Raw genomic sequence first — 17,283 nt, forward strand, 5'->3', positions numbered from 1 at the left:
GAAATATAATGAATACAATAAATAAAATCACTTCAATTTCATTGATGCTTTTCTTAGGACTAATGTCTTCTGCACAACTTGAAGCAGCCAAAATCAAAAAGAATAACCCCCAAGAGGCACAAGCCAAGGCAGAAAAGGAAGAGGCACGATTTCCTATAGGATGTAGGCCGGTAGGATATAAGGAAAGTTTAAAAGTATTATCTCTTTTTCCTGGGAAAGAGGGGGCTTTGCAGTCTTTGTATTTTTTCTTTAATAAATCACCACAAACGGTCAGCTTGTACCAAATGCGTGATGAAGACAGTCAGTACACAACTCGATATAATCATTCGATAGGTGGTCGTCAATGGGCGGCGTTAGCTACAGGAGAGCCATTAGTTAAATTTATTTGTACTGCGGGTGATGGCAAAACTTCTTATGGAAAAATTATAGATTGTGCAGATACGATTAAAGTATGTGAATACGTTAATGTTAAGTTTGGTTTGAATAATAAAGGTAACTATTGGATAGTCGATGGCACAACGAGAAATGGGGCAGTTAATGAAGTAGTGCATTATGGCATAATACCTGGGGTATAAATCTGAAAATATAATGATAAAAATTCAGGTTACAATTGCCATGCAAAGAGGGAGAATTTTCATGAAATCGCTAGTACCTTGGGTCTGTTTATTCGTTGCATCAGCCGGCCAAAATGCTTTTGCTGATGAGTTTAGTGCTTATCGATTAGGGAATTATAATAAAGCAATAGAGCCTTTGATGAGTCAATCGGGGAAAAATGCAGTCGCCGATTACTACTTAGGACGGATTTATCTTTATGGATATGGTCAATTTAAAAATAACTTGTTGGCAATACGCTATTTTACCCAATCTGCACAAAAAGGATATCTACCTGCAATTCAACTGATGGCAAAATATACTTTATTGCATGAGAAGGATCCGCAACAAGCTTTTATGTGGTTTCAAAAAGCGGCCGATGCAGGAGATGTAGATGCCCAGATGTTTACCGCAGCTGCTTATATGTATGGAGTTGGGGTAAAGAAAAATACAGACGCGGCAACTCGGTATTATATTAATGCGGCAAAAAGTGGTAACTCTCTTGCGCAATTTACTTTAGCCAAGAATTTTATCGATAGCCGTAATTCATCAAATCGTAAATTAGGTCTTATTTGGTTAAATAAAGCAGTTGCCAATGGTAACCTTCAAGCAATAACCAGGCTGGGGGAGCTTTATCTTGCAGGTCAGCTGGTCGATAAAGATGAAAAGAAAGGCGAGGAATTATTAAATCAAGCTGCAGCTCAAGGCTTTGCACCTGCAATGGTGGCATTAGGTGAATTAGCTTTAGAACAAAATCAAAAAGAACAAGCTTTGCAGTGGTTTAATAAAGCAGGTGGTCAATCAAGTGATGAGGCCTATTTGGACTTGGCTCACATTTATTTACAACAAAAAAGTCCAATTTATGATCCTAAAACTGCATTTATGTGGACTTTGAAAGCAGCTCAGAATGGATTGCCGCAAGCGAAACGTGAGTTAGCTGATATGTATCAAAAAGGAATAGGCGTTGATACCAATCAAGATTTGGCAAAACAATGGCAGAATCAGGCAATTCAAGATGAAAGTGCAAAAAATCAGGAAGCAGCTTTAGCGCAAGCAGCATTGTGGCTAAGTAATGGGACAACCGATAAGCTCGAGCAAACTGATTTTCAAATGAAAGGAATACTTAGTGCTTGGCATAATCCTGCTGTATTAGGAGATTTTGCTTATAACCAAGCCCCCCAGCTGAAAAAGATAATGCGTCAGTCTATTTTTCAGCCCCAATTTGAATTAGTTCAGCCTAATGATGTTCCAATCACCAGTTATTACGATGCTCTCTTGAGTAAAATCCCAAGTTTCCAGGCAAATCAATGGACATATCCTCTTTATCCTTTAGACCCACAGCTTTCTGCTTTGGAAAGGATAAATGCCCCAATTTATGCTCAGTTGAATTTACCTGCACCTTATATAGATGCTAATTATTATGATTATGATGATAATTCACAGGCCAGTATCATGGATTTGTGGACTCAAGGTTGGCAAGCACAACTTAACTACATGTCTATGTTTAATCATTTATATTTTAGAGCGATATTAGGTGATGCTCAATCGCAGTTTCAAATCGGACAAATGTTTCAATATGGCATCGGTATAGCACAAAGTGATTCTTCAGCCATCATTTTTTATCAAAATGCGGCACAACAGCAACATTTGGGTGCAGAATACAATTTAGGCATTTTATATTTACAGCATGCTAAGGATAAAAATGATTATCAGCTTGCATTAAATGATTTAACGGATGCAGCGTTTAAAGGAAATAAAAAATCTCAATACGTTTTGGCCAGAATTCTATCCCAGGGGATAACTGGTCCGGATGGTACAGTTTATATTCAACCCAATCCAGAACAAGCAACGTCTATGTTATATCTGGCTGCAGCCAACAATTATGGTCCTGCAGAATATGAGCTTGCAGATAGCTTGGCGCGTCAAAATGATAGCGGTTTAAGTGTCAATGTAAGGAAGCACAAAATAGCTATGATTCGTCAATTGTATCAAGGGGCCGCAGATAGAGGCATTTCTCAGGCACTACTGCCTCTCGCATTTTATAATGCTATGGATCAGGATATGGCAAAGCAGGCGCAAGCTTTTCTGATTGCTAAAGAGCAAGCGACTAGTGGAGATGAAAACGCTGCGTTATTGCTGGGATTGCTCTATGACCGGGGTATTGGTGTTAAAGCGGATCCAGGACAAGCCATCACCTGGTATCAGCAAGCAGGACAAAACTCGGTAAGCGATTTTATATTAGGAACATATTCTGCAGAAGGGAAGGGTATTGCCCAAGACAAGACAAAAGGAATGGAGCAATTGCAGAAATCCGTTGATGATAAATTCTCATATGCAGATTTTAATATGGCGGTGTTGCAAAAGCAAAATGGACAAGACTTTTTACCTAATTTAATACGGTCTTATAAATTAGGTAACAGTCATGCAGGAATTGTTTTGGCCGATTTCTATTTGGCAGAAAATTCTGATCCAGAGAAAATGCAAGAAGCCAAACAAATTTATACTGGTTTGGCCGAAAAAGGAGATCAGTATGCACAATTGAAATTGGCTTTCATGCTGGAAAAGGGTTTAGGTTCCGAACCTAATCTGGCAGAGGCACAACGTTGGTATACTGCATCTGCAGAACAAGGAAATCCTCTTGCTCAATATCTGTTAGGTCAGTTTTATCAATTAGGTGAGAATGGCGAACCTGATTACAATTTGGCTAAGCAGTGGTATGAGAAAGCAGCCTTTGTTCTACCTGAAGCTTCTGTTGCTTTAGGATTTATTGATGAAACAGTCAATGATAATTATGCCCAGGCATTTAAGGCTTATCAACAAGCTGCTGCGAAAGGAGATCCTTTAGGAATATATGATTTGGCATTAATGTACTTATATGGCAAAGGAACACCAGTCAATTATCAAAAAGCGAGGGATTTATTTGTTGAAGCATCAACCCATCAAGTTCATGAGGCAATGAATCAATTAGGTGCAATTTATTTTAATGGCCTCGGACAATCTCGTGACACACAACAAGCTTTATCCTGGTATAAAAAGGCCGCAGATTTAGGTGATGACAATGCACTTTATCAATTGGGATTATTATCAGAAACAGGAGTAATTACCAAACTTGATTTTAATGATGCAATTAACTATTACCAACAATCTGCTGCTAAAGGTAACGAGAAGGCGATGTTGGCTTTAGCAAGAATGTATCATTATGGTTTGGGCGTTGAGAGAAACCCCAAAATGGCTGCAAGTCTTTATGAAAAACTCGCCGTACGACAAAATGCTTATGCACAGTATCAATTAGGTACTTATTACTTGGAGGGAACTGCTGGTGAGCGATCTCTTTCTAAGGGTAAGGAATTACTACAGCAGGCAAGTGATAATGGCAGCATACAGGCACGTAAAATTTTACAGAGAATGGAAGCACAAAATCAAGCTCGTGTGAGTTTTATTGAACCTGTATTAATGAATAAAGCCTCTTTTACTCCGGAGCAAACAGCTGATTTTATGTATCTGCAAGCATTAAATGAGTGGAATCAGGGGGATGAAGTTTTATCGCGTATGATTTTACAACGTTTAGTGACGCAGTTTCCAAATTTTGTACCGGCAAAACGTGCCATTGAGCAGTTGAATCAGGCAAAATTGGCCAGTATTTATGGATAGTTAGTTAATTCCTTGATTCCCCGGGCGAGATAAACAACGCCCGGGAAGCATAATTTATCGTTTGTTCATCTTTTCTGCCTGTTTATCGTTCCATTGATTCCAAATTAAAATTTATTCCATTTATTTTGGGATAAAATATTGCATATTTTATAATATTTACTCAAAATAGTTTTTGATTTATCTAGTATTCCAATAGAAAGTCTAACAAAATGACAGGAGTGTCACGATGAAATATACGATAACTTTTTGCGTATTTGATCATACTGTAGGAGGGAATCCTTTTTGGCATGGTTCTTTTTTTTTATCGATGCTGGATGAAAGCAAACAATTGCTTGAAGTTGTTGAGACTTGGGGCTTTTATGGTGTTACCAGTACCGGAGATAAAAGCAGTTGGTTGGAGCAATTTAAAAACAAATATCATTTAGATGTTGATTTCCAAGGCAATCATGGGATGCTAATTAATGAGGAAGTGCGTTTCATGGATCTTGGGCACGGTTTACATGGATACACTTTTGAGCTAACTCAGCATGAATTTGAATTGTTACAAAAGAGATGCGCACATGCTGTTGCAGAGCAAGAGGCTGCAATTAAAGAAATAGTAGGTGATGGTCAAAATTTTAAAGCAGATCCATCAAAAAAGGGAAGAATTTATCAAGAAGAAGCCTACTCCAGACAAATTTTTGAAATTGAACAAATAAAAGCCAAAATTGAAGGACGTCCTTCCAGGCTTAAGCCTTTTGATTTTCATTTATCATTTGATTTATCGGGACCTAGTCTGAAGAATTCCAATACCTGTAAAACTATGGCGGTTTCCCTTTTGGAAGGAATCTTAACCGACGAGCAACTTGCCCCATTTAAAAATTCCTCTTTGCCACGATTGATTCCAGGTTTAGAACCTATACTTTTGCATAGTGAGGGCCCTTTACACACACATAAAAAATCATCAGGTAAAGAAGTTTTTTATCGAGATATGAAACAGGATAAGGAAGTTAAATTATATTGGAGCGTACCCCCACAACGTTTTGATGAATTATCAGTGGATACCGAGAAGCTATTTAAAATCGATGAAGAGTATTGTGATGAAGTGAAATATATCGTCAGTCAGTTGCAGCGTTTGGAGTGGTTAATAAGAAATGCATCTTTACCTGAAAAATACAAAGAATATCAAAGGGATTTAATTCAGCGTATTGTTTCCTGTTATAAAGCATTTGCCATGATTGAGCCCAAAAATGATACTAAAATATCAGGTTGGCAAGGCTCAATTCTTGGTTTTTTTTCTGTTCCGAGAAGTAATGAAGAGAAAAAACTACAAGGTAAAATTCATCAGGCAAAAATGCTTTTAAACACTCTTTATATGGCCGTAGTAGATGGATGGTCGATTTATGATGAGTATCCTTCTGAGACCTCTACAACTGTAGATGGCGAAGACTATAACGTACTGGAAGCTTTAGTTTCTTACTTATCAACAGAAGATAAAAAGAGTCTATGTAAGATAGTAGGAAGGCCGTATTTGGAAGACGAAGTAACACAGGTAACTTTGCCGGTATAAGTACCCGTTTAGTATTTTGATCATAGCCTGGGTGAAGGCGAGTGCTGTAGCCAAGGGAGAGTATTAGTGCCGCATCCACCAGAAAAAATTTTGAACATAGCTCAATTTTTCCGAATGTAGCGAGGGAATCTCCAGTCAGGTAGTATTATAATAATGTTAATAGATAAGGTAGTCGTGAACTATTAAACGCTTTCAGCAGATAAAAAATCGAACCGGCAATTCCGGTTCGATTTTTTCGAATTGAACGATTAAGCAGCCATTGCCTTAACACGAGCTACTAGACGACTTTTAATACGAGCAGCTTTATTTTTATGAATTAAACCTTTACAAGCCGCTTTATCAATAATTGGTTGCGCTTTGGTGAAGGCAGCTTGAGCGGCTTCTTTATCACCTGATTCAACAGCTTTAATTACATTTTTGATGTAGGTGCGGAACATAGAACGTGCACTGGCATTGTGTTGACGTAGTTTTACGTTTTGGCGAGCACGCTTGATCGCTGATTTAATATTTGCCACTTAAAAATCTCCACTCATTCAGATGGTACAAAAAGATGATGATCATGCACAATGAGTTAGAATTTGTCAATAGACTTCTTTGTTTCTAAAGCATAAATTGATTCACTCTACGACGGTATGTGTCATTTATGCTCAAAATCAATTGAGTAATATGAAATCCTAATTATTCGTTCAATTTCAGTATAAAGACTATGACATCATATTTATAATTATGACAGTTGATACATTTAGGTATAATATAAGGTATTTTGCGCCTTGTATAAAAATTATGTCAGCAACAGATACAGAGATTATGGTACCTAAACGACAGAGCTTATTGCGTTCAACGACATTGGTTTCAGTAATGACCTTTATTTCACGTATTGTAGGTTTTGTGCGCGATATGGTGCTCGCCAATTTTTTTGGTGCTCAAGCAGGCATGGATGCTTTTTTTGTAGCATTCCGCATTCCTAATTTTATGCGTCGTCTTTTTGCAGAAGGAGCATTTGCTCAAGCGTTTGTTCCTGTGCTTGCTGAGTATCAAAAAACTCGTTCTCCAAGCGATGTACGTGTTTTTATCGCACGTATTTCCGGATATCTAGGTACTATTCTTAGTGTTGTCACTTTAATTGGGATATTTGCTGCACCAGTGATCATCTTTTTATTTGCCCCTGGTTTTAGTCATGACAGTGACCGTGCTGTATTGGCTACAGAAATGTTGCGTATTACTTTTCCATTTTTAATGCTCGTTTCACTAACAGCTATGGCTGGAGCGGTATTAAATACCTACGGTTATTTTGCAATCCCTGCCTTTACACCGGTATTATTGAATATCAGTATGATTCTTGTGGCGATCTATTTATGTCCTCATTTACCAAAACCTGTAGTCGGTTTGGCTTGGGGCGTGCTCATTGCAGGCATTGCGCAATTACTGTTTCAAATTCCTTTTTTGCATCAACGCAGTTTATTAGTAAAACCCCAGTTAGTCAGAAATGATGCTGGAGTGAATAAAGTGCTTAAGTTAATGATTCCAGCTTTATTTGGTGTTTCTATTGCCCAACTTAATTTAATGGTTGACAGTATTTTTGCTTCCTTTTTAAAAGTTGGAAGTGTGTCTTGGTTATACTACACCGACCGCCTTACTGATTTTCCATTAGGAGTTTTTGGTGTGGCGATTGCAACAGTGATTCTTCCTCATTTATCTCGAAGGCATGCGGAGCAGAGTATAAGCCAATATTCAAGTGCCTTAGATTGGGGATTACGCTCTATTTTACTTATAGGAATTCCAGCAGGTTTAGGATTATGTTTATTTGCTATGCCGTTGATTGCGAGTTGCTTTGCCTATGGTAAATTCACCGCTTATGATGTGATTCAGACTCAAAAAAGCTTAATCACACTTGGGGCCGGGGTGCCTGCTTTTATGATGGTCAAAGTATTAGCCTCTGGTTTTTATGCACGACAAGACATTAGCACTCCAGTTAAGGTGGGTGCGATTTCTATGATAGTTAATACTTTATTGTGTTCTATATTTATTTGGCATTTCGCTCACGCGGGTCTAACTTTAGCTTCCGCATTGGCAGGTTATGTTAATTGCGGTACTTTATTATTTTTATTAATTAAACGTGGGGTATTCAAACCTTCTCCTGGATGGTTAAAATACAGTATGCAATTACTCCTTGCTAATGCAGCAATTAGTATTTATTTAATTTTAATGAGTGGTACAGTAAGTTACTGGCTTGGTTTTTCCCCCGTGATGCGTCTAACCTTACTATCCGTCCATGTAACAGCTGCAGTAATCATTTATTTGTTAGTTCTGGGATTAACCGGGCTTAGACCTGCCCATTTCCGAGGTCAAGTGAAGGAATAAAAACATGCAAGCAAAGTTATTTTATGAGACTCAAGGTGAAAGGGCTATTCCTCTTTATTTGATTTCTCAAGGTCAATGGGAAGAGGAGGTAAGCATGCTTACTCCTGCGGTACAAAATTGTCTGTCCTTGCATCAATTTAAAGGGAAAATAGGTGATTCTTGTTTCATTCAGAATGCAGATGGTTTGATCGATAAAGCATATATTGGTACAGGTGATGGGAATCAAGTTCAGGCTTTAGCCAATGCAGCATTAATACTTCCTCCTAATATTTATCAAGTACAAGGAATATGTTCCCAAGAAGGAGCAATCAGTTGGGCTTTGGCGCAATATCGTTTTGAGGCATATAAAAAACAAGAAGTGCAACCACGGCTTTTAGTAGTTCATCCAGATAATTTAAATTCCATTTTGGCATTAACTCAAGCTCACTTTTTAGTGAGGGATTTGATAAACAAACCAACAAGTGATTTAGGTCCAAAAGAATTAGCTGAGGTAGTAGAACAATTAGCTGAAACACATAATGCGCAATTCAGACAATGGATTGGTGATGAATTGTTAAACGATAATTTTCCAGCAATTCATGCAGTTGGGCGTGCTTCTAAATCATCTCCCCGCTTGTTGTCATTAACTTGGGGAGATGAGAAAAATCCTCATATTACTCTGGTAGGAAAAGGGGTTTGTTTTGATAGCGGAGGCCTAGATATTAAATCGGCTTCTGGTATGCGGTTAATGAAAAAAGATATGGGTGGTGCTGCCCATGTAATAGGTCTTGCGCAATGGATTATGACGCGTAATTTACCGGTACGCTTACAAATGCTTATTCCTGCTGTAGAAAATTCTATAGGTCCTGATGCATTTAGACCTGGTGATGTTTTAACCATGCGTAACGGCTTAACTGTGGAAGTGCATAATACGGATGCGGAAGGACGGTTGGTTTTGGCTGATGCTTTAGTAAAAGCATGCGAAGAACACCCCGATTTACTGATTGACTTTGCAACTCTAACAGGAGCTGCACGTGTTTCAGTTGGTACTGAAATTGCCGCACTGTTTACCAATAATGATCACTTGGCTGCAGAACTAACAGCGGCCTCTTATAAAGTGGTTGATCCCATCTGGCGATTGCCTTTATTTCCAGCGTACGAAGATTTGCTTCGCTCAAATATTGCTGATTTAGCTAACTCTAGCGATCATCCTTATGCAGGAGCAATTGTGGCAGGATTATTTCTGCAGCGCTTCGTAGCAAAATCCATACCTTGGATGCATTTTGATATTATGGCGTGGAACTTGGGTAATAGGCCTGGAAAGCCTGAAGGTGGAGAAGCAATGGGGTTACACACGGTTGCAGAATATTTGCTAAAGGTTTATGGATAACAAGAAAAAGTTGAGTTCAAAAGGAGATTCTGATGTTAATAACGTTTCATACTGATGCCTATGAAGATATAACCTATTTTGCAGATGTAGCTAAGCGTCTGCTTTCTTTAATGGGACATAGCGGCACTACTCCTGGTGCAATCAAATCAGAAAATCTTCCTGAAGCTTTGGAACGATTGCAGGCTGGCCTTAACAAAGAAAAAAAGGTGGTTGAAGAGGATGATGAAAACGAATCAGAAATCAGTTTGTCAAAGCGTGCTGTTCCTTTAATTAGTTTACTGCAAGCCGCAATAAAAAAAGATAAAGATATTCTCTGGGATTAATGTCCTGCTTTATCGTAATCGTTCACAACTAGTGTCATCCTGAGGAGCTTACGATGAAGGATTTACTACTTTGAGCATTATATTTTATTATGTTCATATCATCCGATGGAGAGCTCCCACTGCGCTGAGGATGACGTGTACTGGTGGGTATTCAGGATGACGAAACATTCGAATCAAAGAACCAGCACACTACTTCAATTCAATCTGATGCGTATGTAATTCGCAACCTTTGGCTCTATAGTCTCTGTAGTGTGCACGGCTTAATTCTTTCTCAGCTTCTACATTCACTACAATTTCGATAACACGCTTAAATTTAGGATAAAAATCTGGAATATAATTCGCAAGATTCAAGAGGATGTCGTTAAATCCTCTAGGTTCCCGTTCATAACCTATTTGTATCGGGGGAGGGGGTTCGGGGCCTTCACCTTGCAGGTTATGCGGAATAAAGCTTTCTTCTTTGAACGTCCATAGCAGCTCATCCAGAAATTCGGCATCTTGTTTGTTGTTGCATAAGACATAAACCTTATGTCCTTTAGCATAAGCTTTTTCCAAAAGACGACAAGCCACCGACCAGCGTGCATCAGTCTGGTCACTAGCTAATAGATAAAAATCAACGCGAATTGAGGGCATGGCGTATTATTTGAGTTAATAAGGGAACTGGTCTGCCAGTGGCATTACGATTTTTGCCGAAGATCCAGGCTGTGCCAGCAATGTCTAAATGTGCCCAACGATACTTTTCTGTAAAGCGAGACAAAAAGCAAGCTGCAGTGACACTGCTTGCAGTACGATCAAAACCCGCATTGATCATATCGGCTAAAGGACTATCAAGGGCATCTTGATAGTCATCATCTAAAGGCATGCGCCAGACTCTATCATTACTTTCCTTAGCCGCATCTTCAATCAATTGTGCTAATTCTTCATCTTGAGTCATAAAACCCGATGCAACAGTTCCCAGCGCAACAATAATTCCACCAGTAAGTGTTGCAACATCGATGACAAATTTCGGTTGATATCGCTCTGCATATGTCAGTGCATCGGCTAAAACCAAACGACCTTCGGCATCAGTATTAATGATTTCCACGGTTTGCCCGGACATACTTGTAACAATATCACCTGATTTGACGGAGGTGCCACTCACCATATTTTCAGCACTGGCAATTAAACCGATAACATGAACAGGAAGTTTTAACAAAGCACAAGCTTTTAAAGTACCTAATACACTGGCAGCACCAGACATATCATATTTCATTTCATCCATTGCATTGGCTGGTTTGATGGATAATCCGCCAGAATCAAAAGTAATTCCCTTGCCTACCAGAATGATTGGAGGAGCATCATCAGCTCCTTTGTAATGTATGTCAATAAGTCTTGGTGGTTGGGCTGACCCTTGTGCCACTGCTAATAAAGTTCCCATGCCCATTTGGTGCATTTCTTCCGGTCCCATCACTTTGCAGCTCATATTTTGGGCAAATTCTTTAGCTAATTGCATTGCTTGATCCCCTAAATAAGTAGGGGTACAGATATTAGCGGGCATATTGGCCAGATGACGAGTCAACTCAACACCTGCTGCAATTGATTGACCTAATTTTAATCCCTCTTCACTAGCATTCGGCAAATAAAAAGTTATAGACTCTAATTGATGAGGCTTCGCTTTTTTCTTTTTAAAATCGAGTAATTGATAGCGTTGATTATCGATTTGAACAATCATTTGTTCCAATTGCCAATCTGCTGAATAGTGCGTTATTTGAGGCAAACATAGGGTTGCAGAGCGAATTCGGTGTTTGATTAAAGCCCCTGTAATCTCTGTTATTCTTTTTTTTAGCTGAGATGGTGTGAATTTGGTTTGTTCACCACATTGAATGATTAATAAGCTACCATCCAGATCATGATGCCACTGCATATCACCAGCCTCGGAGGTTTTTTTAATAAGTCTACTAACTAAATTATGATGCTCCTTACTCAGAGCAAAATCAGCTAGTTCAGCATCAGAAAACACCCCAATAACAAGACATTCACTACTTGATAAGTTAGGTTTTTGCGTTAATCCGTAATTCATTTTAATAATCCCTAATGCCTGGCTTAGCCTGGGTGAAGCGCAGTATAACCCGGGAATTGTATTAATTAAACCTGGGCCGCGCTTCACCCAGACTACATTTGACTTGTAGTTTACCCAAACTTAGTTTGATTTTAAACAGGCAATTTACAGTCTGTTAATGGTTGTGTTGGTACAACAATTTGGACATTGATTCCTTTAATCGTTGGGCTATTTATTGCTTTTTCTAAATATTCAATCAATGGAACATCAACTACTTTACCATATTCTGATGAAGCTTGCCGAAAAAACAATTGACCTTTATTTCGAATTGCAAAGCCTAAATGAGAAATATTTAATGCAGTGCCAATTTTTGGGCTTAGCTCCCAATTGGGTCTTACGATTTCGATGATTGCACCATTAGGAATTTGTGCGAATAAATACATATTAGGTTTATTTTTTTCAGAAAATAGTGCAGTGAAGGGGATGTATGGAACTTCTTCTGAAAGAGTTTCCAATTGGGCCCCTTTCTTTTTTAATTCCATTAATCGTTCTTCTTCTTTTACCTTATCAGTGTTTACTAATCTGATTGTTTGAACAGTTTTATAGGCATACCAATTGGGTTTATTAATGATCGCATCAGCAATTTTTGCAACAGGTTGATTATTCTGATCTTTTATAGTTAGTGTAATGTCTTTAAGAATTCCATTTCGCTGATTATTTTGATTCCAATCCAGACCTGTAAAATGATTTCGTTGTAGATAAGAGACAGTTCCGTTTTTATAACGTATGCTTTTTATGCATCGTTGAAACGATGCAAGCGAATTTGCAACGGCCAATGATACAACGGTGTTGACGTAGGTATCACAGTCGAACGCATCTACACGATATTGAGGGTATTGATCGTATCGAGCCTTTGGTCCTTCACCTAAGGAACCAAGAATATATTGTACTCCTAAAAATTGACTGCTGACCCAATCTATTCTATCTGGCATGGAACTATTCGGCATGTTGCTTAGTCTATGGTATAGTTCTTCTATTGAGGAGTTAGCTTGTTTTTCGGCACTATCTGAGTCAAAAGCATGGCTTTGAAAAGAAATGAGAATGCAGGCTGCAAAGGCTAGATGTTTTAAGGGAGTGAGTGTGTACTTCATTAGTTTTTTCTATCTAAAGCCAAATAATGACTGCATTTTAACCCGTTCCAAAGTATGGAGGCAAGGATGCTGAATATAATTTGGTTAGGAATGATACTAATTTCAGTCGTCGTTGGCGTAATTGAGGGGCGTATTGATGAGGTGGCACGTGCTGTCACAGAATCGGCAAAACTAGGCTTTGAAATCGCTCTTGGTTTGGCAGGAATTATGTCATTATGGCTAGGAATAATGTCTATAGCTAACGAATCAGGTTTGGTTGCCTTACTAGGAAAAATACTCAGGCCAATTTTAAGACGACTATTTCCGGATATTCCTACGGAGCATCCTGCAATGGGAGCAATGACTATGAATATTGCTGCTAATATGCTAGGTCTTGCCAATGCAGCTACTCCATTTGGACTGCAAGCAATGAAAGAGCTGCAAACACTGAATCAACACGCACAAATTGCAACAAATTCCATGTGTACTTTCTTGGCAATTAATACTTCAAGCGTGCAATTAATCCCTGCTACCGCAATTGCCTATTTGGCGACCAATGGCAGTACGAATCCTAGCAGCGTTATAGTCAGCTCATTGATCGCAACGACCATTTCTACATTGGTCGCCATTATTTCTGTAAAACAATTAGCCAAATTACCAATGTTTCGTGTTGAAGGGAAAAACAGTCTATGAGTGGGTTTGCCAATCAATTATCCAATTGGATGCTTTTAGTTTTTATTGTAGGTATTCCTTTATATGCTGCGGCAGTAAAAAAAATTAATGTTTTTGATGCATTTATTGTCGGTGCGAAACAAGGTTTTGATACTATTTTAAGCGTTGTTCCCTATTTAATCGCTATGATAGTTGCTATAGGCATGCTGCGTGCCTCAGGTTTTTTTAGTTTAATGGCAAATCTTCTTTCACCGCTTTTAGCTATGATAGGTATGCCTCCAGAAGTATTACCGTTGGCTTTGATTCGACCTTTTTCTGGAAGTGCTTCAACGGGAATGATGGCGGAATTGATTCATCAATATGGCGGGGATTCACTCATAGGCAAAATTGCAGCAACTATGATGGGAAGTACAGAAACGACATTTTATGTCATTGCTGTATATTTCGGTTCTATAGGAATTCGGCGCACGCGGCACGCTATACCCGCGGGTTTATTGGCTGATCTTGCTGGAATTATTGCATCAGTACTTGTTTGTCGCTATTTATTCGGATGATAATAACTGAGAGCTATTGTAGCTTTGCCAGAAATTCATAGGGTAGCGAAATATACGGCGCCCTCGAAAATTTGGCACATGCATGAATTATACAGTTCTGCTTTAGATTATCCTATTTTTGTTTTCTTCTTGCCTTTGCCAGCATAATTTGCTTTTTCCATTGATTTCAAGTGAGCAAACACATTACGCACTTTCGCTTTAAATTGAGCCATTTCTCGCGCAGGAACAGGAGATGCTGTAGGCAAATAAGTTGTAGTTGGATTTCTTGGTTGATTATGAACATGCAGTTCATAATGACAATGAGGGCCTGTCGCAAGACCTGTTTGGCCAACATAGCCAATAACTTGGCCTCGTCTTATTCTGCTTCCTTTGGATAGACCTTTTGCAAATCGAAGCATGTGTCCATAAAGCGTACTGTAGGTTTTATCGTGTTTGACTTCAATCATATTACCGTACCCATTGTGTCTGCCAATACTAACAATAGTCCCATCACCGACAGATTGAATCGGAGTACCAATCGGTGCTGCAAGATCGATACCTTTATGGGCTCTTTTATAGTGTAATATTGGATGATATCTTGAAGTAGTAAAGGTCGAACTGATATGACTAAATTTAATGGGATAGCGTGAAAATGCTTTTTTAAAGCTTTCTCCCTTAGGGGTATAATAGTCACGAGTGCCATTTCTACTGATATGGCGTACGGCCTGAGCGGTTTTACCTTGATTGGTGTAGCTTACGGCAACAACATCACCAATGCCCACCATTTTGTTTTCCACATAGAACGTATCATAAGCAATAGAGAATCGATCTCCACTACGAACAGAACGCGAAAAATCAATTTCTTTACGCAAGATAGTAGTCATTTGTTGAATTAATTTCCTCGGGATCCCTAATTGTTGGGCTGTTGCGAATAAGGAACCTTTGACTACACCCGTTACATAACGCTCTTGGGTTTTTACTTTTTTGGAATCAATTTTCGTTTTATAAACTGCCCCATCCCTATAAACTGTAAGTGTCTGTATGTTGTTCATCGGGATAATTAATTTTTCTAATTTATTCTTATTAATTAAAAATTTCAGTTCTTGACTTGGTTTTATTGCAGTAAGCGCTTTAGCATAAGGATTTTTTTGCATCACCAAATGTAGATTTTGGGCAGTTAATCCAAGTCGCTTAAATATAGTGGCCATAGAGTCACCAGATCTAGGTCTAATAGTTTGCCATTCATTGTCCTTGGCAATTTTTTTAACTGGTTGAACCGCTTTAACAGCGTTTTGTGCAACAGTTTTAGCTGTTTCTTCTGTCAGATCGGGTTTAGACTCTTCAACAATTTGCTCTTCTTCATTTTGAAATGCATTTTCTTGATAAGCTTCATCTTGATACTCTTCTGATTCATCTTCATCAAGATCAGGTAAGGCAATGGATTGAGTTGTAGGTCCCTGATGTGAGTTATGTGAAAACTTTTTTACAAGGAAATAGGGGAGTGAAAAGGCAATAATCAAGGCAAAACCCATTAATACCTTAGATGGATTAGATTTTTTATTTTTATTCGTTTTTCTTTTTTCGATATATATATAAGGTTTTTTATCCATTGTTTGCCTATACATTGCCATCCGGAATCATGCTATTGTCTGCATTTTATTAAATTTCGGGTGACAAATTATCTTAAATCACCTTTTAGGTATGGCAGGAAATTGCCAACCGGGCTAAGATACTCGGTGTGAGAAGATAGGTCAATCATTTATAAAGGTTTTGATGTCATGATAGTTGAAGATTCAGTTTGTTCCGAGCTAATAAGAGGCTGTGAGGAGGTACTTCCCCAGCATGAATTGGAAAAAAAATTACAAAAAGGAACTACCTTAAAAATAAAAGCAGGTTTTGATCCAACTGCACCTGATTTGCATTTGGGACATACTGTATTACTTAATAAGTTACGACAATTTCAACAACATGGTCATGAAGTCATTTTTTTAATTGGTGATTTTACGGCGATGATTGGCGATCCAACTGGGAAGAATGTCACACGTTTGCCACTTAGTCCAGAAACAGTTCTTAATAATGCCAAGACCTATCAAGAGCAAGTTTTTAAAATTTTAGACCCTCTTAAAACAAGAGTAGCATTTAACTCGCAGTGGCTTGCAAAATTCAATGCAACAGATTTAATTCGTCTAGCTGCAACCCACACAGTTGCACGTATGTTAGAGCGTGATGATTTTAACAAACGATATACTACAGGTCAGCCAATCGCAATTCATGAGTTTTTATATCCTCTACTTCAGGGTTATGATTCTGTGGCACTCAAAGCAGATATTGAACTGGGTGGTTCGGATCAAAAATTTAATTTATTAATGGGGCGCGAATTACAAAAGCATTATGGTCTTGAACCACAAGTTGTGATGATGACTCCATTGATTGAAGGCTTAGATGGTGTGAAGAAAATGTCTAAGTCACTAGATAATTATATTGGTATTAGTGAGCCAGCATCCGATATGTTTGGTAAAATTATGTCAATATCTGATGAATTAATGTGGCGATATATAGATTTACTGAGTTTTAAAACAGGAAAGGAAATTCAGGCTTTAAAGAAATCAGTAATAGACGGTGCGAATCCTAGAGACATAAAAATTGATTTTGCTAAAGAAATCGTGGCGCGCTTCCATGATCAAACACAAGCAGAACATGCACATAAAGAATTTATAGAACGATTTCAAAAAGGGATTATTCCTGAAGATTTAGAGGAACAAACAATAACCTCGAATGAATCGCTTTCTTTAGCTCAAATATTAAAGCAAATGAATCTAACTCAAAGTACTTCAGAAGCGATTCGTTTGGTAAAACAGGGTGCAGTTAAAATAGATGGAGAAAAAGCTGAGGATGCATCACTTGTATTATCTACAAATAAGACCTATATAATACAAGTTGGCAAACGTAGAATTGCCAAGCTGCATTTACAATAAACAGAGTGTCATCATTTTTTTTAAAAAAATGAAAAAAGTGTTTGACACTGTTGGCGAAATCAGTAGAATACGCAGCACGCCTTCGGGGCAAGTT

At 38.3% G+C, this 17,283-nt stretch carries 14 protein-coding genes; 9 read left to right on the forward strand and 5 right to left on the reverse strand.

Annotated features, from left to right (window positions below; genetic code table 11):
- The first annotated feature begins 8 nt into the window (after positions 1-8).
- The 3 genes from DGG96_RS18695 (at position 9) to DGG96_RS18705 (ending at position 5,791) form a co-directional block, all read left to right on the forward strand.
- Positions 9-575 carry an endopeptidase IV gene (locus DGG96_RS18695; protein WP_110143722.1) on the forward strand — a complete coding sequence of 189 codons (567 nt, stop codon included), beginning with the start codon at positions 9-11 and terminating at the stop codon, positions 573-575.
- Positions 576-636: 61 nt separating this feature from the next.
- Complete coding sequence (locus DGG96_RS18700) at positions 637-4,242, forward strand: SEL1-like repeat protein (RefSeq protein ID WP_110143721.1); 3,606 nt, start codon at positions 637-639, stop codon at positions 4,240-4,242.
- A gap of 226 nt (positions 4,243-4,468) precedes the next feature.
- Entirely contained in the window at positions 4,469-5,791 is a 1,323-nt protein-coding gene (locus DGG96_RS18705; protein ID WP_110143720.1) for a hypothetical protein, read from the forward strand.
- Between the two features lie 248 nt (positions 5,792-6,039).
- Here DGG96_RS18705 and rpsT read toward each other — a convergent pair whose 3' ends face one another.
- A complete protein-coding gene (gene rpsT, locus DGG96_RS18710) occupies positions 6,040-6,306 on the reverse strand; it encodes a 30S ribosomal protein S20 (RefSeq protein WP_110143719.1) in 267 nt (88 codons plus the stop codon).
- Positions 6,307-6,574: 268 nt separating this feature from the next.
- On the opposite strand from rpsT, the gene murJ reads away from it, so the two are divergent.
- The 3 genes from murJ to DGG96_RS18725 are packed head-to-tail and all read left to right on the forward strand — an operon-like array spanning position 6,575 to position 9,844.
- Entirely contained in the window at positions 6,575-8,152 is a 1,578-nt protein-coding gene (murJ, locus tag DGG96_RS18715) for a murein biosynthesis integral membrane protein MurJ (RefSeq protein WP_110143718.1), read from the forward strand.
- Positions 8,153-8,156: 4 nt separating this feature from the next.
- Positions 8,157-9,521: a leucyl aminopeptidase family protein gene (locus tag DGG96_RS18720; RefSeq protein WP_110144017.1), complete on the forward strand. Its 1,365-nt coding sequence runs from the start codon at positions 8,157-8,159 to the stop codon at positions 9,519-9,521.
- A 32-nt stretch (positions 9,522-9,553) separates the two neighbouring features.
- The gene (locus DGG96_RS18725; protein ID WP_110143717.1) at positions 9,554-9,844 is read left to right on the forward strand and encodes a DUF1840 domain-containing protein; all 291 of its coding nucleotides are present in this window, start codon (positions 9,554-9,556) and stop codon (positions 9,842-9,844) included.
- 189 nt (positions 9,845-10,033) lie between these two features.
- Here DGG96_RS18725 and DGG96_RS18730 read toward each other — a convergent pair whose 3' ends face one another.
- The 3 genes from DGG96_RS18730 to DGG96_RS18740 all read right to left on the reverse strand — a co-directional run bounded on the left by DGG96_RS18730 (position 10,034) and on the right by DGG96_RS18740 (position 13,030).
- Positions 10,034-10,474 carry a DNA polymerase III subunit chi gene (locus DGG96_RS18730; protein WP_110143716.1) on the reverse strand — a complete coding sequence of 147 codons (441 nt, stop codon included), beginning with the start codon at positions 10,472-10,474 and terminating at the stop codon, positions 10,034-10,036.
- Positions 10,455-11,900: a leucyl aminopeptidase gene (locus DGG96_RS18735; RefSeq protein WP_110143715.1), complete on the reverse strand. Its 1,446-nt coding sequence runs from the start codon at positions 11,898-11,900 to the stop codon at positions 10,455-10,457. Before DGG96_RS18735 ends, DGG96_RS18730 begins: the two co-directional genes overlap by 20 nt.
- Positions 11,901-12,031: 131 nt before the next feature.
- Entirely contained in the window at positions 12,032-13,030 is a 999-nt protein-coding gene (locus tag DGG96_RS18740; protein WP_110143714.1) for an N-acetylmuramoyl-L-alanine amidase-like domain-containing protein, read from the reverse strand.
- 66 nt (positions 13,031-13,096) lie between these two features.
- Here DGG96_RS18740 and DGG96_RS18745 point away from each other — a divergent pair, with 66 nt between their 5' ends.
- Together DGG96_RS18745 and DGG96_RS18750 are read left to right on the forward strand one after the other, a co-directional pair.
- Positions 13,097-13,702 (forward strand): nucleoside recognition domain-containing protein, encoded by a 606-nt coding sequence (locus tag DGG96_RS18745; protein ID WP_165831638.1) that lies wholly within the window; start codon positions 13,097-13,099, stop codon positions 13,700-13,702.
- Complete coding sequence (locus tag DGG96_RS18750; RefSeq protein ID WP_110143712.1) at positions 13,699-14,235, forward strand: spore maturation protein; 537 nt, start codon at positions 13,699-13,701, stop codon at positions 14,233-14,235. Before DGG96_RS18745 ends, DGG96_RS18750 begins: the two co-directional genes overlap by 4 nt.
- A gap of 107 nt (positions 14,236-14,342) precedes the next feature.
- Here the strand turns inward: DGG96_RS18750 and DGG96_RS18755 are convergent, their stop codons facing one another.
- Complete coding sequence (locus tag DGG96_RS18755; protein WP_110143711.1) at positions 14,343-15,824, reverse strand: M23 family metallopeptidase; 1,482 nt, start codon at positions 15,822-15,824, stop codon at positions 14,343-14,345.
- A 168-nt stretch (positions 15,825-15,992) separates the two neighbouring features.
- On the opposite strand from DGG96_RS18755, the gene tyrS reads away from it, so the two are divergent.
- Positions 15,993-17,189, forward strand: a complete 1,197-nt coding sequence (gene tyrS / locus DGG96_RS18760) for a tyrosine--tRNA ligase (RefSeq protein ID WP_110143710.1) — start codon at positions 15,993-15,995, stop codon at positions 17,187-17,189.
- The last annotated feature ends 94 nt before the right edge of the window (positions 17,190-17,283 follow it).

It is taken from the genome of Legionella qingyii, from assembly GCF_003184185.1.